Origin of the sequence: Streptomyces sp. SCSIO ZS0520 (genome assembly GCF_025643355.1) — a bacterium.
In the GTDB taxonomy this organism is placed as follows: domain Bacteria; phylum Actinomycetota; class Actinomycetes; order Streptomycetales; family Streptomycetaceae; genus Streptomyces; species Streptomyces physcomitrii.
The window spans coordinates 4,677,685-4,702,961 of sequence record NZ_CP092644.1; the positions used below are offsets into that span (position 1 = coordinate 4,677,685).

The following is a 25,277-nucleotide window of genomic DNA, read 5'->3' on the forward strand; positions in this document are numbered from 1 at the left end:
GTGCGCGTACGGGGGTGTCCCTAGGGGGCGCCCTCACCCGGAAGGCTGAGTCGGGCGGGCCCGGAGGCTGAGCGGGTCGGGGTGCGGTTCCGCCCGCGGGCCGATGTCCGGCCGGGGGCCGGAGCCGACCATGGAGACATGAGCAGCGCAAGCCTCCACCCCACCGTCCTGGCCCCGCGCCCCGTCGCCCCCTCCGGCGCGACCGCCGCCGCGGGCACCCGCCCGTACCGCCTCGGCGGCGCCCTGCGCACCGTCCGGGCCTTCACCGGCGCCGCCTTCGGCGTGCTCGTCCTCGGCGAGTACGAGGAGGAGGCGGCCGGGGTCCGCCGACGCTGAACCGACGGCCCAGCGGACCGCCGGATCCGGCCGACCCGGGTCCAGCCGACCGCGGGATCCAGCCGACCGCCGGATCGAGTCAGCCACCGGTTGCAGTGACCCGACCGCCGGATCGAGTCAGCCACCGGCTACAGCCGACCCGACCACCGGACCCGGCTGAGCGAGGCCCGGCCTGGCTACAGCCCGACCTCAGCCCTGCCCCGCCTCAGCCCTGCCCCGCCTCAGCCCGGCTCAGCTTCAGCCCCGCCGCAGCCCTCCCCGGCCTCAGCCCTCCAGCACCTCGTCCGCGTCCATGATCCGGTACGCGTAGCCCTGCTCGGCCAGGAAGCGCTGGCGGTGGGCCGCGAAGTCCTGGTCGAGGGTGTCGCGGGCGACGACCGAGTAGAACCGGGCCTCGTGGCCGTCCGCCTTCGGGCGCAGCACCCGGCCCAGGCGCTGGGCCTCCTCCTGGCGGGAGCCGAAGGTGCCGGAGACCTGGATGGCGACCGTGGCCTCGGGCAGGTCGATGGAGAAATTGGCCACCTTGGAGACCACGAGCACCGAGATCTCGCCCTGCCGGAAGGACTCGAAGAGCTTCTCGCGCTGGGCGTTGGTGGTCTCGCCCTTGATGACGGGGGCGTCCAGATGGGCGCCGAGTTCGTCGAGCTGGTCGATGTACTGGCCGATCACCAGGGTCTGCTCACCCCGGTGCTTGCGTACCAGCGCCTCGGTGACCTTGCGCTTGGTCGCGGTGGTCGCGCAGAAGCGGTACTTCTCCTCGGCCTCCGCGGTGGCGTAGGCGAGCCGCTCGCTGTCGGTGAGGTTGACCCGGACCTCGACGCAGTCCGCGGGCGCGATGTAGCCCTGCGCCTCGATCTCCTTCCAGGGCGCGTCGAAGCGCTTCGGGCCGATCAGCGAGAACACGTCCGACTCGCGGCCGTCCTCCCGCACCAGGGTCGCGGTCAGCCCGAGCCGCCGCCGCGCCTGGAGGTCCGCGGTGAACTTGAAGACCGGCGCGGGCAGCAGGTGCACCTCGTCGTAGATCACCAGGCCCCAGTCCCGGGAGTCGAAGAGCTCCAGGTGCGGGTAGACGCCCTTCCGCCGGGTGGTGAGCACCTGGTAGGTGGCGATGGTGACCGGGCGGATCTCCTTGCGCGTACCGGAGTACTCGCCGACCTCCTCCTCGGTCAGCGAGGTGCGCTTCACCAGCTCGTGCTTCCACTGGCGGGCCGAGACGGTGTTGGTGACCAGGATCAGCGTGGTCGACTTCGACTGGGCCATCGAACCGGCCCCGACCAGCGTCTTCCCCGCGCCGCAGGGCAGCACCACGACACCGGAGCCGCCGTGCCAGAAGTTCTCCACGGCCTGCTTCTGGTACGGCCGCAGCGCCCAGCCGTCCTCGGCCAGCTCGATGGGGTGCGCCTCGCCGTCCACGTACCCGGCGAGGTCCTCGGCGGGCCAGCCCAGCTTGAGCAGGGTCTGCTTGATCTGCCCGCGCTCGGAGGGGTGCACGGCCACGGTGTCCGCGTCGATCCGGTTCCCGACCAGCGGGGCGATCCGTTTGGAGCGCAGCACCTCCTCCAGGACCGGACGGTCGGTGGTGGTCAGGACGAGGCCGTGCGCCGGGTGCTTGGACAGCGTCAGGCGGCCGTAGCGGTCCATGGTCTCGGCGATGTCGACGAGCAGCGCGTGCGGCACCGGGTAGCGCGAGAACTCCACCAGCGCGTCCACCACCTGCTCGGCGTCGTGCCCCGCGGCCCGCGCGTTCCACAGCCCGAGCGGCGTGATCCGGTACGTGTGGATGTGCTCGGGCGCCCGCTCCAGCTCCGCGAAGGGCGCGATGACGCGACGGCAGGCGTCGGCCTGCTCGTGGTCCACCTCGAGCAGCAGGGTCTTGTCGCTCTGCACGATCAGCGGACCGTTCACGTGCGCACCTTTCCTCGTCCCACCGGCCGCCCCGCCCCGCCGCGCGGGACCCGGGTCACTCGGCCAAACGTCCAGTGTGCCGTATGGAGGGAGAGGGGAGGAGTGGTGCTGAGGCCGTCCCCGGCAGGTGTGGCGGAACGAACAGCCGGGCTCAGCCCGGCGCCGCCGCCTCCCACTCCAGCGACTTGAACAGGTGCACGTCCGCGTGGCCGCCCGGGATCCCCAGGGAGCGGCCGGTCTCCACATAGCCGTGGCGCCGGTAGAAGCCGGGGGCCTGGAAGGTGAAGGAGGAGACGATGACGCGGTCGCAGCCGCGGTCGCGGGCCTCCTGCTCGGCGGTGCGCAGGAGCTTGCCGCCCCAGCCGCCGGAGCGCAGGTCCTCGCGTACCCAGAGCAGTTCGATGCCGCACAGTCCGCCCCAGATCCAGGCCGAGAGGCCGCCGGCCAGCTCGCCGGAGGCGTCGGTCAGGCGGACGGTGAGGTGCTTGTCCTCGTCCGGTGTGCCGGTGGCGGCGGCGTTGAAGGCTTCCAGGGCCGCTTCGAGCTGCTTGTCGAGGGCCTTGTCCTTCTCCCCGGTGGTGAGCGTGAGGGCGGCGGGGGAAGGGGCGCCGGCGGGGTCTTCCGTGGTCATGCGGGGAGTATCGCAGCAGGGTGCGGGGGCGGGGCAGCGGATTTCCGCGGGGGTACGGGTGGGGGCGGGCCCCCTGGCCGTGGCGCCGGGCGGGTGCTGTCGGTGGCCCGGCGGCCCGGCGGCCCGGCGGCCGGGTGGCCGGGCGTCCTGGCTCAGTCCAGCATCGCGGTCACATGGGCCCGGGCCGGTTCCTCCAGGTCGGTGTGGAGGGCGAAGAAGAGGTCGGCGGCGCGCAGGCCCACCCAGTCGGCGGGGAGGAGCTCGGCAGGCAGGCCCGGGTCGAGGTAGGGCAGGCGGCGCCAGTCGGTGAGCGCGCGCACGTAGTCGGCGAAGGCCCGGAAGCCGTCGGCACCCTCGGCGGAGACCTCTCCACGCCCGGCGGAGACCCCTCCGCCCCCGGTGGAGATCTCTCCGCGCCCGGCGGAGACTTCGCCACGTCCGCTCCCGGTGCCCCGCCCCTCCCCCCGGCGCAGGCGTTCCCGTACCGGGCCGTGGGTGTCGAGGAACTGGCCGTACAGGGCGTCGAGTTGGCCGAAGTCCCACCAGGTGCGGACCTTCTCGGTGAGGTCGCCGAAGGCGAGGTGGTCGGCGCGCAGCAGGTCGGCGTAGGCGCTGAGGCCGAGACGGCGCAGGACGGCGGCGGTGGGCTCGTAGAGGTGGGCCGGGGCGATCCAGACGCCCGCGGTCATGGTGCCGAAGCCGAGGCGGGTGAGCTGGGAGCGGAGCTGGTGGCGCTTGTTGCGCTCGGACTCGGGGACCGAGAAGACGGCGAGCAGCCAGCCGTCGGCGAGGGTGGCGCGTTCGCGGCGGAAGATGCGGGCGTCGCCCTCGCGCAGGATGGCGCGGCCCGCCGCGGAGAGGGCGTAGCCCGCGGCGCCGTCCTGCTTGCTGGCCTCCAGGACGCCGCGGCGCTTGAGCCGGTGGATCGCGGAGCGGACCGCCTGCTCGTCCACGCCGAGGGGGGTGAGCAGCGCGATGAGGGAGGCCACCGAGAGCCAGCCGCCGTGGCTGCGCGAGTACAGGCCGTAGACGGTGACGATCAGGGACCTCGGCGGGACGGCGGCGAGGCCGGACGCCTCGGTCCCGCTCGCCTTGGCCCCGGATGCCCCGGATGCCCCGGTCACTCCGGACGCCCCGGCTCCGGCCCTCGCGGTCACGGGGGCCTGCGCGCCGGGTCCCTCCTCGGCGGCGGCTGCCGCGCGTGCGCTGGTCATCCGCTCACGGTACCCAGCGGCCGGGGGCGCCTCCCCGGCCGTCCCCTGGACCACGGTGCCGGGCGCCTCGACCGGCCCGCAGACCTCTCCCCGCGACCACGGACCGGCCGTCGATCACGGACCGCCCGCCGCCCCCGGACCGGCCATCGACCGCGACCCGTCCCCCTGGCTGCCCCCTCACCCCGCCGGACTCCGCAGCCGGAAGCGCTGGATCTTGCCGCTGGGGGTCTTCGGGAGTTCGGGGAGGAAGGTGAGGGCGCGGGGGTACTTGTAGGGGGCGATGGCGGACTTCACGAAGGACTGGAGTTCGGCGGCCTTGGCCTCGTCGGCGGGGGTGCCCTCGCGCAGGACGACATAGGCCTTGACGATGGTGCCGCGCTCCTCGTGCGGGGCGCCGACCACGGCCGCCTCGGCGACGTCGGGGTGGGCGAGCAGCGCCTCCTCGACCTCGGGGGCGGCGATGTTGTAGCCGGAGGAGATGATCATGTCGTCGCTGCGGGCCCGGAACCAGAAGTAGCCCTCGGCGTCGCGGACATAGGTGTCGCCGGTGATGTTCCAGCCGTCCTGGACGAAGAGCCGCTGCCGCTCGTCGGAGAGGTAGCGGCAGCCGGTCGGGCCCTGCACCGCCAGGCGCCCTGCGGTGCCGTCCGGGACCGGTCTGCCGTCGGGGCCGAGCACCGCGGCGCGGTAGCCGGGGACCGCGCGGCCGGTGGCGCCGGGGCGGATGTCCTCGTCGGCGGCGGAGATGAAGATGTGCAGGAGTTCGGTACCGCCGATGCCGTCGATGATGCGCAGACCGGTCTGCCGGTGGAACTCCTCCCATACGGTGCGCGAGAGGTGCTCGCCCGCCGAGACGCAGCGCCGCAGGGTGCCGAGCGAGCCCGCGTGCCCGGCGGCGAGCATGGCCTTGTAGGCGGTCGGCGCGGTGAACAGGACCGTCACGCCGTGCGCCGCGCAGGCCTCGGCCAGCTCGGCGGGGGTGGCCCGTTCCAGGAGCAGGGTGCTGGCGCCGGTGTGCAGCGGGAAGACGAGCAGTCCGCCGAGGCCGAAGGTGAAGCCGAGCGGGGGCGTGCCGGTGAAGACGTCGTCCGGGCCGGGCCGCAGGATGTGCCGGGAGAAGGTGTCGGCGTTGGCCAGGACGTCCCGGTGGAAGTGCATGGTCGCCTTGGGGTGGCCGGTGGTCCCGGAGGTGGGGCCGAGCAGCACCACGTCGTCGGCGGCGGTGGCGACCGCGGTGAACCGCGCCGGTTTGGCGGCGCTGCGCGCGACGGCGTCCTCGGGTGCCGCCGGGTCGCCGTACGGCAGCACCGTCAACTCCCGGTCCGCCTGGTGGAGTTCGCCGAGAAAGCGGTGGTCGCACAGGGCGAGCGAGGGGCGGGTCAGCTCGATCAGGCCGGCGAGTTCCCTGGCGCGCAGCAGCGGCACGGTGGTGACGACGACCCCGCCCGCCTTGACCACCGCCAGCCAACAGGCCACCAGATACGGGGTGTTGGGGCCGCGCAGCAGGACCCGGTTGCCCGGCAGCAGGCCGTGGTCCTCGGTGAGCAGCCGGGCCAGGCGGTCGGTGGCGCGCTGGAGGTCGCCGTAGGTCCAGGTCTCGGTGGGGGTGCGCAGACAGGGCCGGTCGGGGCCGAGGCGGCGGATGGTCTTGTCCAGCAACTCCTCGGCGCAGTTGAGGCGTTCGGGGTACTGGAGCTCCGGCAGGTCGAAGTGGAGCTCGGGCCACTGGCTCCGGGGCGGCAGGTGGTCGCGGCAGAACGTGTCGAGGTGCGCGGACTCGGAGAGCTGCACGGGCGGTGCTCCCTTCTGCGAGTGGCCCTTCTCAGGAGGGCAGCGGGGACTCGGCGTAGGCGCCGGAGAGCAGAGTGCCCGCGCCGGGGGCGAGGGCGGGCAGGTCCAGGGCCCGCATCAGCTGGTGCGCGGTGGCGATGGAGGCCGACAGCACCGGCTTGCCCAACTCCTGCTCGACGCGTTCGACCGAGGTCAGCGAGGGGAGCTGCACACAGGCGGAGAGGACGACCGCGTCGGCCTGGCTGTGGTCCAACTGCCGTACGATCGGCAGGAGTTCGTCCGGGTCGTGGGCGGCGACCCGCAGGTTGTCGGGGATCTCCAGGGCGGTGAAGTCGGCGGTCTCGATGCCCTCGGCGGCCAGGTAGTCCACGACGGTGCGGGTCAGCGGCTTCAGATAGGGGGCGACCAGGGTGATGGTGCGCGCGCCCATCGTGTGCAGCGCGCCGACCAGGGCACCGGCGCTGGTCACCACCGGTGCCTCGGCGCCGTTCTCGCGGGTGATCGCGGTGAGCTTCTCCTCGCTGGCGCGGTGGTAGCCGCGCCCCATGCTCATGATGGCGACCAGGCAGGCGTAGCCGAGGACGTCGACGCGGGCGTCGGAGAGTTCGGCGGCGCAGCGGGTGGAGTCGGCGTCCATGGCGGCCAGTTCCTCCGCGCGCACCTCCTTCATCCGCATCCGGCTGGAGTGGAAGGTGAAGCGCTCCGGGGCGACCTGCTCCCTGGCCCGGAAGAGGGCCGGTATCTCGGTCTCCATGGTCACATTGGAACTGGGCACGATCTGCCCGATGCGGTAGGCGAGTCGGCGGCTCATCCCCGCTCCGCCTCGCGCGCGTCCACCACCGGGTTGCGCAGGGTGCCGATCGACTCGATGCTCGCCTCCACCACGTCGCCGGGGGTGAGGAACTGCTGCGGGGTGAAGCTCGCCCCGACGCCTGCCGGGGAGCCGGTGGCGATGACATCGCCCGGTTCCAGGGTCAGGCCGGAGCTGATGTCGGCGATGAGTTCGGGGATGCGGAAGAGCATGTGCCGGGTGTTGCCCTTCTGCTTGACCTCGCCGTTGACCTTGAGCAGCAGGTCCAGGTTCTGCGGGTCGGGGACCGTGTCGGCGGTGCGGACCGCGGGGCCCAGCGGGGCGTAGGAGTCCTGGCCCTTGGAGAAGAACCACTGCCCGCCGCGGCGCTGGTCGCGGGCGCTGATGTCGTTGACGATGCTGTAGCCGAAGACATGGTCCAGGGCGTCCTCGGGGCGCACCCGGCGGGCCGTCTTCCCGATGACCACGGCGAGTTCGCACTCCCAGTCCAGCTGGGCGGTCAACTCGCCGTTGTGCCAGATGGGTTCACCGGGCCCGGTGACCGCGGTGGCGGGCTTGCTGAAGAGCACCGGACGCTGCGGGAGTTCCTTGTCGGTGTCCAGGGTGCGCGCCGACTCGGCCACGTGCTCGGTGTAGTTGAGGCCGACCCCGACCACCTTCCCGGGCCGCAGCGGCGCCCGCAGCCGCACCGCGGAGAGCGGCAGGCGCACCCCCTCCGGGACCGGAGCGGCCAGCAACTCCCGCAGCCGTACGAGGAGTTCGGGCCCCGCCCCGATCGCGTCCCGTACCGAGGCGGGGGCCTCGCCGAGTCCCGGGAGCGGCGCCCCGTGCGCGGCCGCCAGCGCGGCGACGTCGAGCACCGCGTCCTGGTCCTGGACGCCGAGGCGGCGCACCTCGTCCTCGCGGACATAGCTGACGAGCAGCATGCGTACTCCAACTCCCTCTCGTTCGGGCCCTGGTGGGCCGGGCCGTGCGGTCCTGCCGTGCGGGTGGTGCTCCTCGGCTTCAGCTCCCCGGTTCCTCGCCTCCTCAGGCGAGGGGCTGGTGGCCGTCGTTGTCGGGGTAGGCCTCCTCGCGCCAGAAGCCGAGGGAGCGCATCACCGGGAAGTCGTTGAAGGAGAAGAGGACGGCGTCCTCGGAGGCGTCGGCGTTCGCGTGCTCGTGCCAGGCCCAGGAGGGCACCGCGAAGATGTCGCCCTCGCGCCAGTCGAAGCGCTGCCCGGCGATCACCGAACTCCCGCTGCCCTTGGCGACGTTGTAGACCACCGAGCCGGTGTGCCGGTGCGCCCGGGTCGCCTGGCCCGGTTGCAGCAGTTGGAGATGGGCGCCCATGGTCGGCATCACCGGGCCGCCGGTCAGCGGGTTGCTGTACTCCAGGATGATCCCGTCGTACGGCGAACCGGCGCTCGCCCTGGCCGCGTCGAGCAGCGCCGGGTAGGCCCGCTCCCAGGGGTAGGCGAACAGCGGCGAGTAGGGCTTGTGCCAGCCGTCCTCGAAGCCGAAGGGGCGCAGTACGCCCGAACCGTAGGTCAGCAGCGAGGAGTCGGGGGTCGGCCGCGGCTGCTGGTACAGCTCGGGGTGGACCTCGTAGAAGCCCGCGTCGTGCGCGTTGACCAGCGGGATGTCCAGGCCGTCCTGCCAGATGACCGGGCCGCCGGTGTCCTCGGGGCTCTCGTTGCCGTGCTCGTGCCAGGTCCAGTTCGGGGTGATCGCGAAGTCGCGGGGGCCGACCCGGAGTTTCTGCCCGTCCACGATGGTCCAGGCGCCCTGCCCCTCGACCACGAAGCGCAGCGCGGCGGCCTGGTGGCGGTGGGCGGTCATCGACTCGCCGGGGCCCATGACCTGGAGCCCGGTGTAGAGCATGCCCACGGCCGCGGAGACGTCCTTGCGGCCCGGGTTGACCAGCATCACCACCCGGCGCCCCGCCTCGTCGCCCTTGACCAGGGCGAGCGACTCCAGGACCAGCGGGCGCAGCTTCTCGTACGACCAGAGCACCGGCACCGACTTGGGCTGCGGGTACCAGGGTTCGATCTCGTTGGCCACGGTCCACAGGGCGCCGGCCTCGTGCCCGGCCAGCCGCTCGTAGTACGCCTTCAGGTCCGCCGTGTCGCTGACCCGCGCCCGGCCCAGTACGTCGTCGCTGTACGTCATCTCCGCGCCTCTCCGTCCGGCGTCGCCGTCCGCTGTCGTCCGCGCTCGTGTCCTGCCCGCCCCCGTGTTTCGTTCTGTTGACGGTCGTCATAGTCACGCTATAGCTTCGGGGGTGTCAAGAGGCCGGGAGTGGAGTGTCGAAGGACCGCGCGTGCCGAAGGCACGGGCGCCGGGAGACTGGAGGACCAGATGAACGCACCGGACCCCGCGGCGGCCCCGGGCCCCGCCCCGCTCGCCGTCACCCTCAAGCGCCGCGTGGAGTGGGTCGACACCGACGCCGCGGGCCACCAGCACCACTCGGCGATCCTGCGCTGGGTCGAGGCCGCCGAGGCCCAACTCCTGCGCGCGCACGGCCTGGAGTGGCTCTTCGGCCGCGCGCCCCGGGTCCGCCACGAGGTCGACTACCGCGCCCGGCTGTGGTTCGGCGAGGAGGTCAGCACCCGTCTGCGGGTGGAGCGCCTCGGCCGCACCTCGCTCGCCTACGCCTTCGAGGTGCACGGGCGCGAGGGACTGGCCGCCGAGGGCCGCCTGGTGGTGGTGCACGCCGAACCCGACGCGCCCGCGGCCACCCCCTGGCCCGCCGAGGTGCGCACCGCCTTCGCCGCCGCCGAGGAGGTGCGCTCCTGATGCGGATCGCGGTGGTCGGCGGCGGCCCGGCCGGGCTCTACTTCGCCGCGCTCGCCCAGCAGTTGGACCCCTCCCGCGAGATCACCGTCCACGAACGCAACGCCGCCGACGACACCTTCGGCTTCGGCGTGGTCTTCTCCGACGAGACCCTGGACGGGATCGCGGCCGCCGACCCGGGCGTATTCGCCGCCATGGAGAGCGAGTTCGCCCGCTGGAGCGATATCGACATCCACTACCGCGGCCGGGTGGTGACCTCCGGCGGCCACGGCTTCGCCGCCCTCTCCCGCAAGCGGCTGCTCCAACTGCTCCAGGAGCGCTGCCGGGACCTCGGCGTGCGGCTGCGGTACGGCGCGGCGGCCCCGCCCGCCGACCAACTCGCCCGCGAGAACGACCTGGTGATCGCCGCCGACGGGGTGCACTCGGCGATCCGCGCCAAGTACGCCGATGTCTTCCAGCCCTCCCTGGACGCCCGCGACTGCCGCTATATGTGGCTCGCCGTCGACCGCCCCCTGGAGGCCTTCACCTTCCTCGTCGTCGAGACCCCGCACGGCCCGGTGCAGGTGCACGCCTACCCGTACAGCCGCGAACGCTCCACCTTCATCGTCGAGATGGACTCCGCCACCTGGCGCGCCGCGGGCTTCGAGGCCCTGGCGGCACGGGAGCCCGCGCCGGGTGCGAGCGACGAGGCGAGCATCGCCCGCTGCGCCGCGCTGCTCGACGAGCACCTCGGCGGCAGGCGGCTGCTCGGCAACAACTCCCGCTGGGTGCGCTTCACCACGGTGCGCAACCGCACCTGGCGGTACGGCAATACGGTGCTCCTCGGCGACGCCGCGCACACCGCGCACTTCTCCATCGGCTCCGGCACCAAGCTCGCCATGGAGGACGCCCTCGCCCTCGCCGCCGCCCTCCAGTCCGGGCACCAGGACCTCGCCACCGCTCTGGAGTGCTACGAGCAGGACCGCAGGCCCGTGGTCGCCTCCACCCAACGGGCCGCGCAGGCAAGCCTGGAGTGGTTCGAGACGGTACGGCACGCGGTCGGCCAGGAGCCCGAGCAGTTCGCCTTCAACCTGCTCAGCCGCAGCCGCCGGGTCACCCACGGCAACCTGCGGATACGCGATCCGCGGTACGCCGACTCCCTGGAGCGCTGGTACGCCGACTCGCTCCCGCCCACCGGGCGGCCCGCGGAGCCGTCCGGCACCGAGCGCCCCGCCCCGCCGCTCTTCCAGCCCTGCCGCCTCGGCGGCCTGGACCTGCGCAACCGGGTGGTCGCCGCACCGGTGGCCACCTACACCGCCGATGCCCGAGGCCGGGTCGGGGAGGCCGAGTTGCTGCACCTCGGCGGTGCCGCGCTCGGCGGTCCCGGCCTGGTCCTCGCCGGGATGACCGCGGTCAGCCCCACCGGCCGGACCACCCCCGCCTGCCCCGGGCTGTGGGAGGACGCGCAGATCGCGCCCTGGCGCCGGATCACCGCACTCGTGCACCGGCAGAGCGGCGCCGCGATCGGCGTGCAGCTCAACCACAGCGGGCGCAAGGGCTCCACCGCCGTGCCGGAGCGCGGCTCGCTCGGCACCCCGCTCACCGAGGGTGGCTGGGAGACCTGCGCCCCCTCCCCGCTCGCCTGGGCGGACCACCCCGCGCCCCGGGAACTCACCGAGGCCGAACTCGACACCCTCACCGAGGAGTTCGGGCAGGCGGCGGAGCGCGCGGAGGCCGCCGGATTCGACGTACTGGAGATCCAGGCCGGCCACGGCTTCCTGCTCTCCTCCTTCCTCTCCCCGCTCACCAACCACCGCACCGACGCCTACGGCGGAAGCCTGGAGGCCCGCCTCCGCTTCCCGCTGCGCGTACTGACCCGGGTGCGCGCGGCCTGGCCCGCCGCCAAGCCCCTGCTGGTGCGGATCTCCGCCTGCGACTGGGCCGAGGGCGGCACCCGGATCGAGGAGGCGGTACGGATCGCGGCGGCCCTGCACGCCGCAGGGGCGGACGCGATCGAGGTCTCCAGCGGCGAGGTCGTCCCCTGGGAGCGCCCCGCCTACGGCCGCACCTACCAGACCCCCTTCGCCGCCCGGATCCGCGCCGAGGCCGCCGTCCCGGTCATCGCCGTCGGCGGCTACTCCTCGTACGACGACGTCAACTCCAGCCTGCTCGCCGGGCGCGCCGACCTGGTGGCCCTCGGCCGGGTCCAGCTGTACGACCCCGCCTGGACCCTGCACGCCGCCGCTGAACTCGGCTACCGCGGCCCCGGCGCCCCCTGGCCCCGCCACCTGCTGCCCGGCAGCACCCCGCCTCCCTCGGGCGGCCGGGAACGCCCCGCGCTCACCCTGCACCCGGCCACCGCACCCGCCCTCCACCGGCGCTGGCGGCCCGAGCCAGGGGAAGCGGCCGAGCCCCGTACCGAAGGGACCGACTGATGCAGCTTTTCGGACAGGACGAGTTCCCCCGCTTCACCGCCGCCGCGGTGCAGGCCGCGCCGGTCTACCTCGACGCCGCGGCCACCGTCCGCAAGGCCGTCGCCCTCATCGAGGAGGCCGCGGGCCAGGGCGCCCGGCTCCTCGCGTTCCCCGAGGTGTTCGTCCCCGGCTACCCGTACTGGAACTGGACGATGAACCCGGTCCAGGGCTCCGCCTGGTACGAACGGCTCTACCGGGCGGCGATCGATGTGCCCGGCCCCGAGGTGGACGCCCTGCGCGCGGCGGCGGCCGCCACCCGCACCACGGTCGTCATCGGCGTCAACGAGCGCGGCGCGCACAGCCTCGGCGTCCTCTACAACAGCGTCCTGGTCATCGGCCCCGACGGTTCGCTGCTCGGGGTGCACCGCAAGCTGGTGCCGACCTGGGCGGAGAAGCTCACCTGGACCGGCGGGGACGGCAGTTCGGTACGGGTGCACCGCACCCCGGTGGGCCCGCTCGGTGTGCTCGCCTGCGGGGAGAACACCAACACCCTTGCCCGCTATGCCCTGTTGGCGCAGGGCGAGCTGGTGCACATCGCCAACTACATCGCGCTGCCGGTGGCGCCCGCCGACTACGACATGTCCGAGGCCATCGCCATCCGCACCGCCGCCCACTCCTTCGAGGGCAAGCTCTTCTCCCTGGTGTCCTGTTCGACCGTCACCGAGGAGATGATCGAGATCGCGGCGAGCGAGGACCCGCGGATCGCCGCGACCATGCGCCGCCCGCGCAGCGCCCTGTCCGGCGTCTTCGGCCCCGACGGCCGCCCGCTGAGCGAGCCCCTGGTCGACGAGGAGGGCATCGTCTACGCCGAGATCGACCTCGCCCGCTGCCTCGCCCCCAAGCAGATGCACGACATCATCGGCCACTACAACCGCTTCGACGTCTTCCGCCTCCACCACGACACCACGGCCCGCCAACCCGTCGTACGGCAGGGGGAGTTCAGCCCGGGACCGGTGCTCGGGCCGTGGGAGGGGGAGCCGCGGCGGGAGGACGGCTGATCCACCGGCGTCCTCCCGCCGCCCGCCCGGCTCCCGGGTCAGTCGCCGCCACCGCCGCCGTCACCTCCGCCGCCGTCACCCCCGCCGTCTCCTCCGCCATCGCCGCCGCCGTCACCGCTTCCGCCGTCGCCGCCGTCCGAGCCCCAACCGTCGCCGCCCCCGGGTTCGTTGTCCTGGCCGCCGCTGCCGAGGTTGCTGAACCAGGGGCGGTCCCAGTCGAGGTCGAGGGCGACCGGCTCGCTGCGGCCCGGCTCCCGGTGCTGCGGGGAGCGGAACCGCGCGAGGCCGGTGGCGTCCCCGAGCCCGAAGGCCACGGCGAAGAGATGCGCCATGACGGCGTCCAGCGGATCCGGGTTCTGGTGCAGCACCCGGGCGAGCGGCAGCAGCAGCGTGTCCCGCTCGGGCTTCGCCCACCGCGGCGGGCGGGTCAGGAAGGCCACCCGCCGCTCACCGCTCAGCAGCTACGAACTGTCGGGGGTCTCCCGCCGCAGCACCCACGCGCGCGCGTCGAGCCCGACCCGGACCGAACTCTTCGCCTTCCGCAGCTTCTTGCGCAGCCTCAACTCCGCCGGGACCTCGCCGACGGTCAGCGCCAGGCCCTGGGACGGACTGATCAGACGGGAGAAACCCTCCGGCGCCCGGAGGCGGACGACCGGAGCCCCCGGCCCCCACACATCCACCCGCGCCAGCCGCCGGTCGACCGCCACGGTGACCGGACCCGCGGGCCCCGGTGCCTGGCGCCGCGCGATCCACAGCGGCACCCCCTCGGCCTCGGCCCGGGCCGCGAGGGCGGCGACCTGCTCGGGCCCGCCGCACTGCCGTACGGCCAACTCGCCCAGCGCGCGGGCGAATTCAGCGGCGTGCCGCACCTCGACCGGCCTGCTCGTCCCGGTGGCGCGGGTGACCGGGACGACCCCGGTCCCCTGGGGCAGCAGCTCCAGCGGGCGTTCGGTCCCGCCGCCGCCGAGCCAGTGCCCGCGCCGATAGGCCTCGGCCATCGCGCCGAGGTTCAGCTCGGCGCACGGCATGGTCCTGCCGTGCGCCCGCAGTCCGTCCTCGGTCAGTCTCACGGTCCGCGCGAGCGGATTCCACGACCGCTCGGCGTAGAGCTCCTGGCCCACCCCAACCCCCCGGTTGCGTAAGCGACTTGGCCGGTCCGCCCGCGCACCCCGGCCTGGGCGGCCCCCACCACCCTGCCACGCGCCTACGCCAGCTCCGCCACCCCGGTGATCCGGTGCAGCGGATACGTCCGCACCTCGTCCGCCGTGTGGTCGAAGGCCGTCACGAAGCCGCCCTCGACGCGGATGGGGGCGATCACCCGCTGGCTCGCGGTGCCCTCCGCGTTGACGTACCCGATCCACAGGGCCTCGTTGGTGAGCACCGCGGCCTGCACGGTGGCCAGGGTCTCCGCGGCGGTGGTGCGCGGGAGTTCGCCCTCCTGACCGGGTTCGGGGAGCCCGCGGCGGGGGGCGGCGGAGGCGAGGTCGCCCGCGCGGATGGCCCGTACCGCCGCCTGGACCAGGGCGGTTCCGGGGGCCGGGGGGCCTTCGGGGACCGGTTCGGGGGCGCTGCGCGGGGCGGTGCGGCGGGAGTCGGCGCGGGTGATGAGGACCTCGCCCTCGGGGGACTCGGCGGCCGGGGCGAAGCCGATCGCGCGCAGGGTCTCCAGGAGGGTGCCCGGGTCGGCCTGGGCGGCGAGCACGGTCGGCGCGAGCCGCCGCAGGCGCAGCGGCTGGGCCCGCCGGTCGGCCAGGATCTCCCCGAGCACGGCCTCGTCGTCGCAGCGGACGTACGCGGAGGCGGCGCCGATCCGCAGCCGGCCGTGTCTTCGGGCCACGTCGTCGATCAGATAGGCCAGCGGCTGCGGCACCGGGGTGCGGGAGTGCGCGGCGAGGAAGGCGTGCAGCTCGGCGGCGGTCTGCCCGGCGTCCAGGGCGCGGCGTACCGAGCCGGGGGTGAAGCGGTAGACGGTCGCGCCGCCCTTGGACTCGACATCGGCGAGCACCCCGAGCAGCTGGGCGAGGGGGCGGCGCAGCGGGCCCGGCGCCACCGCGGTCAGGTCGGCCTGGAGCAGCACCTCGTCCACCGGCTCCGGCAGCAGCGGGGCGAGCAGCCGCCCGGCCCGGGCGGCGCTGACGGCGGCCTCGGCCTGGCCGTGCCCCTCCGCCGCCTGCGGCTCGCCGAGGAGCGCCCGGCCGTGCGCCGAGAGCGCGCCGCGGCCCGTGACGCCGAGGAGTTCGGCCTCGTCGAGGGTCCAGCGGGCGAGGCGGGCGCGCAGGTCCTCCTGGCCCTCGCCCTCCTCGCGGGTCCGCGCGCGCCGCGGCCGCTCCCAGGCGAGGCGGTCGAGCACGGACTCGGCGGTGGCGGCGGCGCCTTCGGGCAACTCGGCGAGGAGCGTGAGGACCCGGTGGCGCACCTCGGGCGCCGCGGAGCGGTCCAGCCCGGGGCCGAGCGCCGACAGCGCCCGGTCCTTGGCGTCCCGGCCGCCGGCCAGGCCCGCGGTGCGGGTGGCGGTGAGCCAGGCGCCGGCCAGCCAGGACCAGCGCTCGGAGTCCGGGAGATCCTGCCACTGGTCGTAGGCGGGGGTGGCCGCGAAGCGCTCCTCGGCCTCGCCGTCGGCGGCGAGCAGGCCCGCGCAGTGGGCGAGTTCGAGCCAGAAGGCGGCCAGCTGCTCGGTGGTGTCCAGGGCGGCGGCGGTGCGCTTGAGGTCGCGCACGCTCAGCCCGCCCGCGCGCAGCACCGCGGGGCCGCCCTCGTCCCAGTCGCGCAGGAGCTCCTCGACGGTGTTCAGCGCGGTCCACGCCTGACCGGCGGCGGTGGCGTCCACGATCCTGGCGCTGTGCTCCGCGGCGGCGAGCAGGGCGGGCGGCTCGGGGTGGGTCTCGCGGTGCGCGTGCCCGGCGCGCAGGTGCAGCGCCGCCTCGCGCGGGAGCACCACGGTGCCCGGCGCGGTCGGCAGCAGCAGCCCGCGGTCGAGCAGCCAGCGCAGGTGCGCGGCCGGTTCGGCGGTCACCTTCCCGTACGGCGGGCCCCACTTCAGGCGGTCCAGGACCTCGTGGGCCGCCTCGGGCGCCTCGGCGAGCAGCGCCGCCATCCGGGCGCGGTCGGTGAAGAGCGCGGTGAGCGAGCCGACCGCCGAGACGGGGTCGTGGGTGGTCTCCAGGCCCGCCGTCACCACGATCTCCTGGACGCGGCCCGGCGAGATGCCGGTGCAGGACTCCGCCAGGGTGGGCCCGAGGCCGGTGGGGGAGGGGTGCTGCGGGGAGGGGCTGAGCAACTCCCGGGCGGTGCGCACCAGGCGCAGCCGGTCGTCCTCGCCCCAGACCAGGGCCCGCCCGCGCAGGGTGCCGAGCGCCCGCGGCAGCGCCGCCGCCACCGCCGGATCGCGCTCCTCGCCCGCCATGAGGGTGAGCAGTTCCTCGTACGAGGCGGGGTCGGGCGCGACGGCCAGCGCCTCCGCGCTCTCCAGGGCGAAGCGGTCCAGGTGCTCCAGGGCGCGGACCACGGAGGCCCGGGTGCCCGCCCTGGTCGCCAGCTGGCCCACATCGTGCGGCACCGGGGAGAGCAGGTCGGGGCGGGCGCGCAGGAGTGCCGCGAGCGCCTCGTCGTCGTGCGCCCGCAGCGACTCGGCGAGCGAACGGGGCGCGCCTGCGGGGGCCGCTGCCCCGTCCCCCGCCGCGGTGGGACCGGCTGCCGGTACGTGAGCGCTCATCCGGCCCACGGTAGCGGGTGCGGGTGACAGGCGGGGGCGCGCGAGGGGCGTGCGGACGATGCGGGGAACGGCCGGGGCTCACGCGGACGGACCCCGGATCGCGATACGGTCGGTCGGCGGGGACCATCAACGCGCGCGCCCCGGAGGGGACTTCGTGGGGATCGAGAGCGATCAGCTCGTCTTCGACTATCTGAGCCGGGTCGGCGACCTGGCCCAGCAGCGGCAGCTGCCGTCGGGCGCCCGGATGCGCCTGGTGTCCGAGCTGCGCAACGAGATCGAGCAGCGCAGGGCCAGGACCTCCGACGACACCCCGGCCTCCGTGCGGCGCCTGCTCGACCGCCTGGGCAGCCCCGAGGAGCGGGTCACGGCGGCGGGCGGCGGCGCCCCGGCCGCCGGTGCGGCGCCGCCCTCACCGGCCGCGGTCCCCTCCCAGCGGGAGGACGAGCGGCCCCCCGCGCCCGCCCGCCGGGGACTGCTCGGCAAGCGGTCCCGCCCCGCGCGGCCGGAGACCCCGGGGGAGCAGAAGGCGCCGGGGGAGGAGGCGGAGCAGCCCCGGCTGCTGCCGAAGAGCCTGCGCCGCCGGGCGCCCCGGCCCCGTACCGAGGAGGAGCCGCCGCCCGCCGAGGTGCCCTCGCCGCCGCATCTCGCCAGCGCGGTGGAGCTGGGCGACCAGAGCGCCGGGGCGGACTGGTGGCGCAGCGACCGGACGCCCTTCGGGCCCGGCGAGAGCGTGCCCGGATTCGTCGGCGGCATCGAGATCCCGGAGATACTGCGTCCGCCCCCGCAGAAGGCCGACCTCAGCAAGCCGCTGCCCGCGGGCAAGTCCGGCACGGCGGAGGAGGCCGAGGACGCCGAGGAGGAAGCGGCCGAGGAGGCCGTCGCCCGCGGGCGGCTGCGGCTGCTGGCGGGCGGCTGGAGCAATCCGCTGCTGCTGCTCGCCGCGCTCAGCCTGCTCGCGGGCGCGGTGCTCGGCAACCCCGTCGTCCTCGCCGTGGGCTGGCTGATCGCCTACCTCTCCCGGCGGCTGACCCCCGCCGAGTCCAAGACCGCAGTCCTCGTCCTGCCCGGCCTCTCGCTGCTCGGCGGCGCCGTCTGGCTGTGGGGCAGAGCCCGCGGCCGCTGGGGCGAGGCCATCGCCGACGGCGAGATGAGCGGGGCGATCGCCGACACCTGGCCCTGGGTACTGCGCGCGGCCGCCCTCGCCTCGGCGGCGTACGTGGTGTGGCGCTCCCAGCGGGGGCGGTGAGTGGTGAGCCGGGGCGGGTGGACGGTGGCGGGCTGCGGGTGCGGGCGGTGACCGCGGGCTCGGTGCGCGGGCGGTGATCTTCGCCGCCGGGTGGGTCCAGCGTGGCCTTCGCCCTCGGGTGTGCGGGCGGTGACTTTCGCCGCCGGGTGGGCCGGGAGCGGCCTTTGCCACCGGTCGGCTGGCGGCGAACCTCGGTGCCGAGCACGCCTGCGGTGACTTTCGCCACCGGGTGGACCGGGGGCGGCCCTTGCCACCGGTCGGCTGGCGGCGAACCTCGGTGTCGAGCACGCCTGCGGTGACCTTCGCCACCGGGTGGGCCGGGGGCGACCTTCGCGACCGGGTCGGCCGGCTGGTGAACCTCGGTACCGAGTACGCCTGCTGTGGCCTTCGCCACGGGGCGGCCCGGCGGTGATCTTCGCCACCCGCCCCGGCCCGCCGGTGCCCCGTACCCCCTCGGCACAATTGCCGCATGGCTTCCCCCGCGACCGTGCCCCCGCCCGCCGACCGCCCCGTACCCACCGTCGGTTTCGACCTGGACATGACCCTGGTCGACACCCGGCCCGGCATCCACGCCACCTACCGCGCCCTCGCCGAGGAGACCGGCATCCGGATAGACGCCGACCTCGCGGTGAGCAGGCTCGGCCCGCCGCTGGAGCAGGAACTCGCCCACTGGTTCCCCGAGGCGGCGATCGAGGAGACCGCCGTCCGCTACCGCGAGCTGTACCGGCAGATGGCGATCGAGCCCAGCCGCGCGCTGCCGGGCGCCCGCGAGTCGCTGGCCGCGGTGCGCGAACAGGGCGGCCGGACGCTGGTGGTGACCGCGAAGTCGCAGCCGCTGGCCGCGCTGCACCTCTCGTATCTGGATCTCGAACCGGACGCCCTGGTGGGCGGGTTGTGGGCGGAGGCCAAGGCGCTCGCGCTGCGCGAGCACGGGGCGGGCGTCTACGTCGGCGACCACCTGGCCGATGTCCGCGGCGCCCGGGCGGCGGGCGCCCTCGCGGTCTCGGTGCCGAGCGGCCCCTGCAGCGCGGACGAACTGCGCGCCGAGGGCGCCGATGTCCTCCTCGACGACCTCGCCGCCTTCCCCGAGTGGTTCGGTCGGCACGCGCGGGGGGCCGCCTGACGGCCGTACGTACCGGTGACGCGGGCCCCCTGACGGACACGTACTGCTGACGCGGGCCCCTGACGGCCGGACGTGTCGGTGACACGGGCCTCTGACGGCCGGACGCGCCGGTGGTGAGGCGTACGGGACCCGGGGGACGGGGGGATATCCGAGTCCGGAGCGGAGGGTGCGGGTCGGACGGGAAGCGGGGTGACCGGCCGGTACAAGACGGACGGCCGGTATGTACCTGACGGCCGTCCGGTATGCGGCGGACCGGGTGCCGTCCCGGTCGGCGGTCAGCCCTGTCGGGCGGTGCGGGCCGCGCGGCGCTGGGCGGCGGCCGACCGGTACAGGCCGGCCGCGGCGAGCAGGAAGCCGGCGCCCATGAGCATGCTGAGCAGGAACATGGAGGTGGGCAGCGGGGCGGTGCCGAGGAGGAGCGGGACCAGGGTGGCCAGGGTGGCGAGCGCGCCGAGGAAGAAGACGGCGGCTCCGGCGCGCACCAGCCGGTCGCCGGGTCCGGCGCCGCTGTCCGTGGTTTTGTCTCGCACCCGAGCAGGGTAGTTCCCAGCGCATAGGCGAGAAACCGGCGGCGCCGCGTGCCCGGCTCGGGGATCATGGCAGTGGTACCGGGCAGGCGGCCCGCTGCTCTGCGGGTACCGGGCAGGCCGACCGACGGCCCTTCAGCGAACACCGAGTACGAAGACGAGGACTGACTTCATGCCCACCGGCAAGGTCAAATGGTTCAACAGCGAGAAGGGCTTCGGCTTCCTCTCCCGCGACGACGGCGGCGACGTCTTCGTGCACTCCTCCGTACTCCCCGAAGGCGTCGAGGGCCTGAAGCCGGGCCAGCGTGTCGAGTTCGGCGTGGTCGCGGGCCAGCGCGGGGACCAGGCGCTCTCGGTGACGCTGCTCGACCCGGCACCCTCGGTGGCCGCCGCCCAGCGCCGCAAACCGGACGAACTCGCCTCCATCGTGCAGGACTTGACCACCCTCCTGGAGAACATCACCCCGATGCTGGAGAAGGGCCGCTACCCCGACAAGGCGGCCGGCAAGCAGATCGCCGGACTGCTGCGGGCGGTCGCCGACCAGCTCGACGTCTGAGCCCTCGCCGCCCGCCGCCCCTCAGCCGCGAGGCCTTCAGGGAAAGGCCAGCGCCGCGGGCGGCAGCGCCGGGACCAGTCCCTCGGCCGCCGCCCGGGTGAGCAGTCCGCGGACGGCGGCGTAGCCCTCCTCGCCGAGACCGGCGGTGAACTCGTTGACGTACAGGCCGATGTGCTGGTCCGCGACGGCCGGGTCCATCTCCTGGGCGTGCGCGAGGACATAGGGCCGGGAGGCGGCCGGGTCGTCCCAGGCCGCGCGGACCGAGCGGCGGGCGGACTCGGCGAGCAGTTCGAGGCGCTCGGCGCCGAGCGAGCGCCGGGCGATGATCGCGCCGAGCGGGATCGGCAGCCCGGTGGTGTCCTCCCAGTGCTCGCCGAGGTCGGCCAGCCGGTGCAGCCCGTAGTCCTGGTAGGTGAAGCGGGCCTCGTGGATGACGAGCCCGGCGTCGATCTCGCCGTCGCGCACCGCGGGCATGATCCGCTCGAAGGGCATCACCACGACCTCGCCGACCCCGCCGGGCACCTGCTCGGCCGCCCACAGCCGGAACAGCAGATACGCGGTCGAGCGCTCGCTCGGCACCGCGACCCGCTTGCCGGTCAGCGGGGCGTCCGGCTCCCGGGTGAGCACCAGCGGACCGCAGCCGCGGCCGAGCGCGCCGCCGCAGGGCAGCAGCGCGTACTCGTCGAGGACCCAGGGCAGCACCGCGTAGGAGACCTTCAGGACGTCCAGCTCGCCGCGTTCGGCCATGCCGTTGGTGAGGTGGATGTCGGCGAAGGTGACGTCGAGGCCGGGTGCGCCGGGCAGCCGTCCGTGGGCCCAGGCGTCGAAGACGAAGGTGTCGTTCGGGCAGGGCGAGTAGGCGATCCGCAGCGGCTCGGTCACGTGGCTCAGCTCATCCTCGGTCGGGGACCTGTTCCTCGGTCCAACTCTCCAGTACGGGCAGGAATTTCCGCATTCCCCCGGTCAGCGCCGCGAAGGCCTCCGGGATCTTCCAGGCGGCGCGGTCGCGGGGGCCCACCGGGTTCGAGACGGCGCGCAGCTCGGCGACCGGGCAGCCGTGCGCGGCGGCGGCCTCGGCCACCCCGAAGCCCTCCATCGCCTCGGCGAGGGCCCGCGGATGGCGGGCGCGCAGTTGGGCGGCGCGCGCGGCGCTGCCGGTGACCGTGGAGACGGTGAGCACCTCGCCCGCGGGGCAGCCGAGCGCGGCGGCGGCCCGGCGCACCAGGGCGGGCGGCGGGGTGTGCGTGACGGTGCCGAAGCCGAGCGCGGTGACCGGCAGGAAGCCCTCGGGCGACTCGGCGCCCAGGTCGGCGGCGGTGATCAGCTCGGCGAGCACCAGCGAGCCGACCGGCGCCGCGGGCAGGAAGCCGCCGCCGATGCCCGCGCTGACCACCAGGCCGTACGGTTCGCCCGCGAGCGCGGCGGCGGTCAGCGCGCTCGCGGTGGCGGCGGCGGCCCGGGCCGGGCCCACGCCCGCCGCGAGCAGGTCGGCGACGGGGGCGCCGGGGTGCGCGGCGGTCCGCACCCGGTGCAGGACGGTGCCGCCGGGCAGCCGCCGTTCCCCCGCGGCTTCGGTGAACGCCCGCGCCACCGCGTCCCGTTCCTGCGGGACCGCGGTGGCGAGGAGTATGCGCGGCGGTTTCGTCAGTCTTCCTTCGTCAGCTTGAACGACCAGAGGCCGTAGGCCTTCTGATTATCGCCCTTGGCGATGGAGACGGTGGTCGAGTCGCCCTGCGCCCCGTACTGCTGGTTGAAGAAGACGCTGCCCGGGACGGTGGTGTACGTCCGCTTCAGGGGCTCGGTGATGGGCTGGCCGTTCAGGAGCAGGGCCCAGCCCTTGTCCGCGATGTCCGGTTCGACGCCGAAGCGCACGGTCTCGTCCGCGTGCACCTTGATCGTCTTGATGCCTTTGCTCGCGGTGAGGCAGGACTTGACCTGCTCGGTGCTCAGCGGCTCGTCGCCCTCGTTGTAGCACTCGGCCTCGGAGTGCACCGAGTCGGTGCCCACGGTGACGGTCGCGATCGGGGTCGGCTTGTCGCAGGCGGTCAGGACCAGGGGACCGGCCGCGGCGGCGGCGAGTACGGCGAAGGCGCGGCGGCGGGCCGAGGTCGCGGGGGCGGGCGGCTCGGCCGCGAGCGGGGTGGTCATGGCCGAAAGGTTAACCGCGGCCGTGCTGCTCCGGTGTGCTGAAAGGCGGCGTGCCGCCCGCATCGTGCCCGGTCAGGCCAGCCGTGCGCGCCGCCCCCCGCGATGGCGTGCCGCCGCGAGCAGTCCCCGTACCGTCGACAACCAGCCAAGGGCGACGATGCCCGCGGCCACCGAGAGGCCGAGCGAGCCGACCAGCGGCAGGGAGATCCCGATCGCCCCGCCGAGCACCCAGGACATCTGCAGCAGCGTCTCGGAGCGGGCGAAGGCGCTGGTGCGCACCAGCTCCGGCACGTCCCGCTGGATCAGCGCGTCGAGGGAGAGCTTGGCGAGCGCCTGGCCGAAACCGGCGGTGGCGCCGAGCGCGGCCACCGCCACCGCGCCGAAGAAGACCGCGGCGCAGATCGCCACCCCGAGGGCGAGCCCGCACACCGTGACGATGATGATCTCCGGGCCGCGGGCCTTCAGCCAGGCCCCGACCGCCGTGCCGAGCGCGTTGCCGGTGCCCGCCGCCACGCCCACTATCCCGAGCGAGACCGCCGCGCTCTGCCCGGCCAGCGGCTCCTGGCGCAGCAGGAACGCCAGGAAGAAGATGAGGAATCCGGACAGGCCGCGCAGCGAGGCGTTGGCGGCCAGCGCGTGGGTGACCGCGGGCCCGACCGTCCTGAGGCCCGGCTTGCGCTCCTTGGCCTCCTTGGCCTCCTTGCCCTCCTTGGTGTCCTTGCCGTCCCCGGCCGCGGACCCGGCGCCCTGGGACCTGCCCCTGCCCGGCTCCGCCCGGCGCTCCCGCATCCGGGCCAGGCGCAGATGCTCCTCGTCGGCGGCGAGCAGCGCCCGGCGCTCGCCCTTCGCGGAGTCCACCTTGGGCGGCATCGACAGCGAGAGGAACATGCCCGCCACGAAGAGCACGAAGGCCCCGTACAGCGGCCAGGGCGGGCCGATCTGGTGCAGCCCCGCCCCGATCGGCGCCGCCGCGGCCGTCGCGAGCAGACCGCCTAGCGTCACCCGGGAGTTCGCCTTCACCAGCGAGAAGCCCGGCGGCAGCAGCCGCGGGACGACCGCGCTGCGCACCACCCCGTACGCCTTCGAGGCCACCAGGACGCCGAGCGCCGCCGGATACAGCTCCAGGCTGCCGGTCGCCACCGCCCCGGAGAGCATCAGCGCGAGCAGCGCCCGGGCCAGCATCGAGGCGGCCATCGCCGCGCGGCGGCCGTGCGGCAGCCGGTCCAGGAGCGGGCCGATCACCGGGGCGAGCAGGGTGAACGGGGCCATGGTGATCGCCAGGTAGAGCGCGACGCGCCCGCGGGCCTCGTCCGTCGGCACCGAGAAGAAGACCGTGGAGGCGAGCGCCACCGTGATCATCACGTCCCCGGCGCCGTTCACCGCGTGCAGCTCGATCAGCTTGCCGAGGCCCGACTCGCCCGCGCCGTGCGCGTGCGTCGCCTTGCGGATCTGCCGGGCCGCGCCGGTGAACGGCCGGTGCAGGGCACGCCCGAGAGCCCGGACCGCCCGGCTCGCGGGTCCGGGCTGTCCGGGTCCGGCTCTGTCGAAGGAGTGGGTCGACCTGGCAGCTGCCACCCCGCAATAGTGCACTGTCCGCGCCGCACCCGTAGCCGCCCGCGCCGCCGGGTCCCCGCGGCGCGCCCGCGGCACCCGTGACCGGAGGTCGCGGTGCGCGTCAAGGCGCCGAGAGGGTAGCGTGCCCTGATGAGTGAGTCCGCCGACCGGCGGGGCTCACCCGAAGCAGCGCCCGCGGCGGTTGATTCTGGCCGCGCGCCTGATGGCCCTCTTGCAGAATGGAAGGCACAGGTGCGCCCGGGGACACCGGGTGTGGACGTCGACGCGGCCCACCGGTCCGCTCCGTCCGCGCTCCCGCCACCGGGGCGTACTCGTGAGACGGCGTAGGAGAGAAGCGATACCTGTGAGCGCAGCGACAACGCGAAGCCGCACCCCCGACCGCCTCTGCGCCGAGGCCGTCGACCTGGCGAGGGCGGCGGCCGAGGAGGCCGCGGCGCCCGGCGTCGTCGGCGACCACGTGGGCGCCGTCTCCGAGGGCGACCGGGTCGTCACCCACCTCTTCGCCTGCGAGGAGAGCGGCTACCGGGGCTGGCGCTGGGCCGTCACCGTGGCCCGCGCCTCCCGCGCGAAGGTGGTCACCCTGGACGAAACCGTTCTGCTGCCTGGCCCCGACTCGCTGCTCGCCCCCGAGTGGGTCCCCTGGAGCGAGCGGCTGCGCCCGGGCGACCTCGGCCCCGGCGACCTGCTGCCCACCGACGCCGAGGACCTGCGCCTGGAGCCCGGCTGGTCCGACGAGGACAATCCGCCGCCCAACTCGGTCGTCGCCGAGCCCTCGGTGGCCGAGTCCGCCGCCGCGGGCGCCGATGTCGCCGCGGCCGCCGTGCTCGCCGAGGAGGCGGCCGCCCCGGACGCGGTCCCCGGCGTGGACACCTCGGCCGCTCCCGCCGCGGCCCCCGGCGAGGTCTCCGAGGACCTCGCCGCGCTCGCCGAGGCGGAGGACGCCGAGGTCACCCCCGGACCCGCCGCCCGGGTCGGCACCCCGGTCCCCACCGGCCGCACCGCGCCCGCCACCTCCCGCGGCGCGATCACCGAGGTCGCCGAGGAACTGGGCATGGGCCGCGCCCGCGTCCTGTCCCGCTACGGGCTGCACACCGCGGCCGACCGCTGGGAGGAGTCCTACGGCCCGAAGACGACCATGGCCCAGGCGGCGCCCGCCTCCTGTGCCTCCTGCGGTTTCCTGGTCCCGGTCGCGGGCTCGCTGCGCCAGGCCTTCGGCGTCTGCGCCAACGAGTTCTCCCCGGCGGACGGCCGCGTGGTCTCCCTCTCCTACGGCTGCGGCGGCCACTCCGAGGCCGCAGTGATGCCCAAACCGCCCCAGCCGGTGCCCCCGGTCCTCGACGAGACCCGGGTCGACCCGCTGCCGCTGCGGCCCGCCCCGGACTCGGGCTCGGTGCAGACGGAGGGGCCTGCGGAGGAGTTCGGGCACTCCTAGACCGGGCGTGGGCAGCCCTATTCTGTGAGGTGACGGGAAGGAGT

23 protein-coding genes are annotated in these 25,277 nt (G+C 74.9%); 8 read left to right on the top strand and 15 right to left on the bottom strand.

Going from position 1 to position 25,277, the window contains the following annotated elements:
* The first annotated feature begins 138 nt into the window (after positions 1 to 138).
* A complete protein-coding gene (locus tag MID12_RS18475) occupies positions 139 to 336 on the top strand; it encodes a hypothetical protein (protein ID WP_263168878.1) in 198 nt (65 codons plus the stop codon).
* Positions 337 to 600: 264 nt separating this feature from the next.
* Here MID12_RS18475 and MID12_RS18480 read toward each other — a convergent pair whose 3' ends face one another.
* From MID12_RS18480 to MID12_RS18510, 7 genes are all read right to left on the bottom strand, one after another.
* Positions 601 to 2,241 carry a DNA repair helicase XPB gene (locus MID12_RS18480; protein ID WP_263168881.1) on the bottom strand — a complete coding sequence of 547 codons (1,641 nt, stop codon included), beginning with the start codon at positions 2,239 to 2,241 and terminating at the stop codon, positions 601 to 603.
* Positions 2,242 to 2,392: 151 nt separating this feature from the next.
* Complete coding sequence (locus MID12_RS18485; protein WP_040252201.1) at positions 2,393 to 2,872, bottom strand: GNAT family N-acetyltransferase; 480 nt, start codon at positions 2,870 to 2,872, stop codon at positions 2,393 to 2,395.
* A gap of 152 nt (positions 2,873 to 3,024) precedes the next feature.
* Entirely contained in the window at positions 3,025 to 4,086 is a 1,062-nt protein-coding gene (locus tag MID12_RS18490; protein WP_263168887.1) for a PaaX family transcriptional regulator C-terminal domain-containing protein, read from the bottom strand.
* 177 nt (positions 4,087 to 4,263) lie between these two features.
* Entirely contained in the window at positions 4,264 to 5,877 is a 1,614-nt protein-coding gene (locus MID12_RS18495; protein WP_263168889.1) for an AMP-binding protein, read from the bottom strand.
* Between the two features lie 31 nt (positions 5,878 to 5,908).
* Positions 5,909 to 6,688: an Asp/Glu racemase gene (locus MID12_RS18500; protein ID WP_040252205.1), complete on the bottom strand. Its 780-nt coding sequence runs from the start codon at positions 6,686 to 6,688 to the stop codon at positions 5,909 to 5,911.
* Positions 6,685 to 7,614: a fumarylacetoacetate hydrolase family protein gene (locus tag MID12_RS18505; RefSeq protein WP_263168892.1), complete on the bottom strand. Its 930-nt coding sequence runs from the start codon at positions 7,612 to 7,614 to the stop codon at positions 6,685 to 6,687. Before MID12_RS18505 ends, MID12_RS18500 begins: the two co-directional genes overlap by 4 nt.
* 103 nt (positions 7,615 to 7,717) lie before the next feature.
* Positions 7,718 to 8,839, bottom strand: a complete 1,122-nt coding sequence (locus tag MID12_RS18510) for a cupin domain-containing protein (protein WP_040252212.1) — start codon at positions 8,837 to 8,839, stop codon at positions 7,718 to 7,720.
* A gap of 189 nt (positions 8,840 to 9,028) precedes the next feature.
* Between MID12_RS18510 and MID12_RS18515 the strand changes: the two genes are divergently transcribed.
* From MID12_RS18515 to MID12_RS18525, 3 genes are read left to right on the top strand one after another with little or no spacing between them, the layout of a single operon-like run.
* The gene (locus MID12_RS18515) at positions 9,029 to 9,466 is read left to right on the top strand and encodes an acyl-CoA thioesterase (RefSeq protein WP_052482444.1); all 438 of its coding nucleotides are present in this window, start codon (positions 9,029 to 9,031) and stop codon (positions 9,464 to 9,466) included.
* The gene (locus MID12_RS18520; protein ID WP_263168898.1) at positions 9,466 to 11,877 is read left to right on the top strand and encodes an FAD-dependent monooxygenase; all 2,412 of its coding nucleotides are present in this window, start codon (positions 9,466 to 9,468) and stop codon (positions 11,875 to 11,877) included. The genes MID12_RS18515 and MID12_RS18520 overlap by 1 nt, the downstream gene beginning before the upstream one ends.
* The gene (locus MID12_RS18525) at positions 11,877 to 12,914 is read left to right on the top strand and encodes a carbon-nitrogen hydrolase family protein (protein ID WP_040252218.1); all 1,038 of its coding nucleotides are present in this window, start codon (positions 11,877 to 11,879) and stop codon (positions 12,912 to 12,914) included. Before MID12_RS18520 ends, MID12_RS18525 begins: the two co-directional genes overlap by 1 nt.
* A 38-nt stretch (positions 12,915 to 12,952) precedes the next feature.
* Here MID12_RS18525 and MID12_RS18530 read toward each other — a convergent pair whose 3' ends face one another.
* From MID12_RS18530 to MID12_RS18540, 3 genes are all read right to left on the bottom strand, one after another.
* Positions 12,953 to 13,354, bottom strand: a complete 402-nt coding sequence (locus MID12_RS18530; protein ID WP_263168902.1) for a hypothetical protein — start codon at positions 13,352 to 13,354, stop codon at positions 12,953 to 12,955.
* A gap of 21 nt (positions 13,355 to 13,375) precedes the next feature.
* Positions 13,376 to 13,984: a hypothetical protein gene (locus MID12_RS18535; protein ID WP_263168904.1), complete on the bottom strand. Its 609-nt coding sequence runs from the start codon at positions 13,982 to 13,984 to the stop codon at positions 13,376 to 13,378.
* Positions 13,985 to 14,118: 134 nt separating this feature from the next.
* Positions 14,119 to 16,626, bottom strand: coding sequence for a helicase C-terminal domain-containing protein (locus tag MID12_RS18540; RefSeq protein WP_263168905.1), 2,508 nt, complete (start codon positions 16,624 to 16,626; stop codon positions 14,119 to 14,121).
* A 154-nt stretch (positions 16,627 to 16,780) separates the two neighbouring features.
* Between MID12_RS18540 and MID12_RS18545 the strand changes: the two genes are divergently transcribed.
* Together MID12_RS18545 and MID12_RS18550 are read left to right on the top strand one after the other, a co-directional pair.
* On the top strand, positions 16,781 to 17,872 hold the full coding sequence (locus MID12_RS18545) for a hypothetical protein (protein ID WP_263168909.1): 1,092 nt from the start codon (positions 16,781 to 16,783) through the stop codon (positions 17,870 to 17,872).
* A gap of 469 nt (positions 17,873 to 18,341) precedes the next feature.
* Positions 18,342 to 18,995: an HAD family hydrolase gene (locus MID12_RS18550; protein ID WP_052482445.1), complete on the top strand. Its 654-nt coding sequence runs from the start codon at positions 18,342 to 18,344 to the stop codon at positions 18,993 to 18,995.
* 275 nt (positions 18,996 to 19,270) lie between these two features.
* Here the strand turns inward: MID12_RS18550 and MID12_RS18555 are convergent, their stop codons facing one another.
* The gene (locus MID12_RS18555) at positions 19,271 to 19,525 is read right to left on the bottom strand and encodes a hypothetical protein (protein WP_263168911.1); all 255 of its coding nucleotides are present in this window, start codon (positions 19,523 to 19,525) and stop codon (positions 19,271 to 19,273) included.
* A 169-nt stretch (positions 19,526 to 19,694) separates the two neighbouring features.
* Here MID12_RS18555 and MID12_RS32295 point away from each other — a divergent pair, with 169 nt between their 5' ends.
* Entirely contained in the window at positions 19,695 to 20,078 is a 384-nt protein-coding gene (locus MID12_RS32295) for a cold-shock protein (protein WP_040252226.1), read from the top strand.
* A gap of 36 nt (positions 20,079 to 20,114) precedes the next feature.
* Here MID12_RS32295 and MID12_RS18565 read toward each other — a convergent pair whose 3' ends face one another.
* The 4 genes from MID12_RS18565 to MID12_RS18580 all read right to left on the bottom strand — a co-directional run bounded on the left by MID12_RS18565 (position 20,115) and on the right by MID12_RS18580 (position 23,801).
* Positions 20,115 to 20,960, bottom strand: a complete 846-nt coding sequence (locus MID12_RS18565; protein WP_263168912.1) for a 1,4-dihydroxy-6-naphthoate synthase — start codon at positions 20,958 to 20,960, stop codon at positions 20,115 to 20,117.
* A gap of 10 nt (positions 20,961 to 20,970) precedes the next feature.
* Positions 20,971 to 21,753, bottom strand: coding sequence for a futalosine hydrolase (locus tag MID12_RS18570; RefSeq protein WP_263173242.1), 783 nt, complete (start codon positions 21,751 to 21,753; stop codon positions 20,971 to 20,973).
* Entirely contained in the window at positions 21,723 to 22,226 is a 504-nt protein-coding gene (locus tag MID12_RS18575; protein ID WP_263168915.1) for a DUF2771 domain-containing protein, read from the bottom strand. The genes MID12_RS18570 and MID12_RS18575 overlap by 31 nt, the downstream gene beginning before the upstream one ends.
* A 72-nt stretch (positions 22,227 to 22,298) precedes the next feature.
* Positions 22,299 to 23,801, bottom strand: coding sequence for an MFS transporter (locus MID12_RS18580; protein WP_411576973.1), 1,503 nt, complete (start codon positions 23,799 to 23,801; stop codon positions 22,299 to 22,301).
* Between the two features lie 343 nt (positions 23,802 to 24,144).
* Here MID12_RS18580 and MID12_RS18585 point away from each other — a divergent pair, with 343 nt between their 5' ends.
* Positions 24,145 to 25,233, top strand: coding sequence for a DUF3027 domain-containing protein (locus MID12_RS18585; RefSeq protein ID WP_263168917.1), 1,089 nt, complete (start codon positions 24,145 to 24,147; stop codon positions 25,231 to 25,233).
* Positions 25,234 to 25,277 lie beyond the last annotated feature (44 nt).

What these genes read in the sequence shown, in the direction of transcription:
- MID12_RS18510 (WP_040252212.1), bottom strand. Translation starts at nt 8,839, where the DNA reads ATGACGTACAGCGACGACGTACTGGGCCGGGCGCGGGTCAGCGACACG.
- MID12_RS18550 (WP_052482445.1), top strand. Translation starts at nt 18,342, where the DNA reads ATGGCTTCCCCCGCGACCGTGCCCCCGCCCGCCGACCGCCCCGTACCC.
- MID12_RS18575 (WP_263168915.1), bottom strand. Translation starts at nt 22,226, where the DNA reads ATGACCACCCCGCTCGCGGCCGAGCCGCCCGCCCCCGCGACCTCGGCC.
- MID12_RS18475 (WP_263168878.1), top strand. Translation starts at nt 139, where the DNA reads ATGAGCAGCGCAAGCCTCCACCCCACCGTCCTGGCCCCGCGCCCCGTC.
- MID12_RS18525 (WP_040252218.1), top strand. Translation starts at nt 11,877, where the DNA reads ATGCAGCTTTTCGGACAGGACGAGTTCCCCCGCTTCACCGCCGCCGCG.
- MID12_RS18515 (WP_052482444.1), top strand. Translation starts at nt 9,029, where the DNA reads ATGAACGCACCGGACCCCGCGGCGGCCCCGGGCCCCGCCCCGCTCGCC.
- MID12_RS18540 (WP_263168905.1), bottom strand. Translation starts at nt 16,626, where the DNA reads ATGAGCGCTCACGTACCGGCAGCCGGTCCCACCGCGGCGGGGGACGGG.
- MID12_RS18505 (WP_263168892.1), bottom strand. Translation starts at nt 7,614, where the DNA reads ATGCTGCTCGTCAGCTATGTCCGCGAGGACGAGGTGCGCCGCCTCGGC.
- MID12_RS18500 (WP_040252205.1), bottom strand. Translation starts at nt 6,688, where the DNA reads ATGAGCCGCCGACTCGCCTACCGCATCGGGCAGATCGTGCCCAGTTCC.
- MID12_RS18490 (WP_263168887.1), bottom strand. Translation starts at nt 4,086, where the DNA reads ATGACCAGCGCACGCGCGGCAGCCGCCGCCGAGGAGGGACCCGGCGCG.
- MID12_RS32295 (WP_040252226.1), top strand. Translation starts at nt 19,695, where the DNA reads ATGCCCACCGGCAAGGTCAAATGGTTCAACAGCGAGAAGGGCTTCGGC.
- MID12_RS18485 (WP_040252201.1), bottom strand. Translation starts at nt 2,872, where the DNA reads ATGACCACGGAAGACCCCGCCGGCGCCCCTTCCCCCGCCGCCCTCACG.
- MID12_RS18520 (WP_263168898.1), top strand. Translation starts at nt 9,466, where the DNA reads ATGCGGATCGCGGTGGTCGGCGGCGGCCCGGCCGGGCTCTACTTCGCC.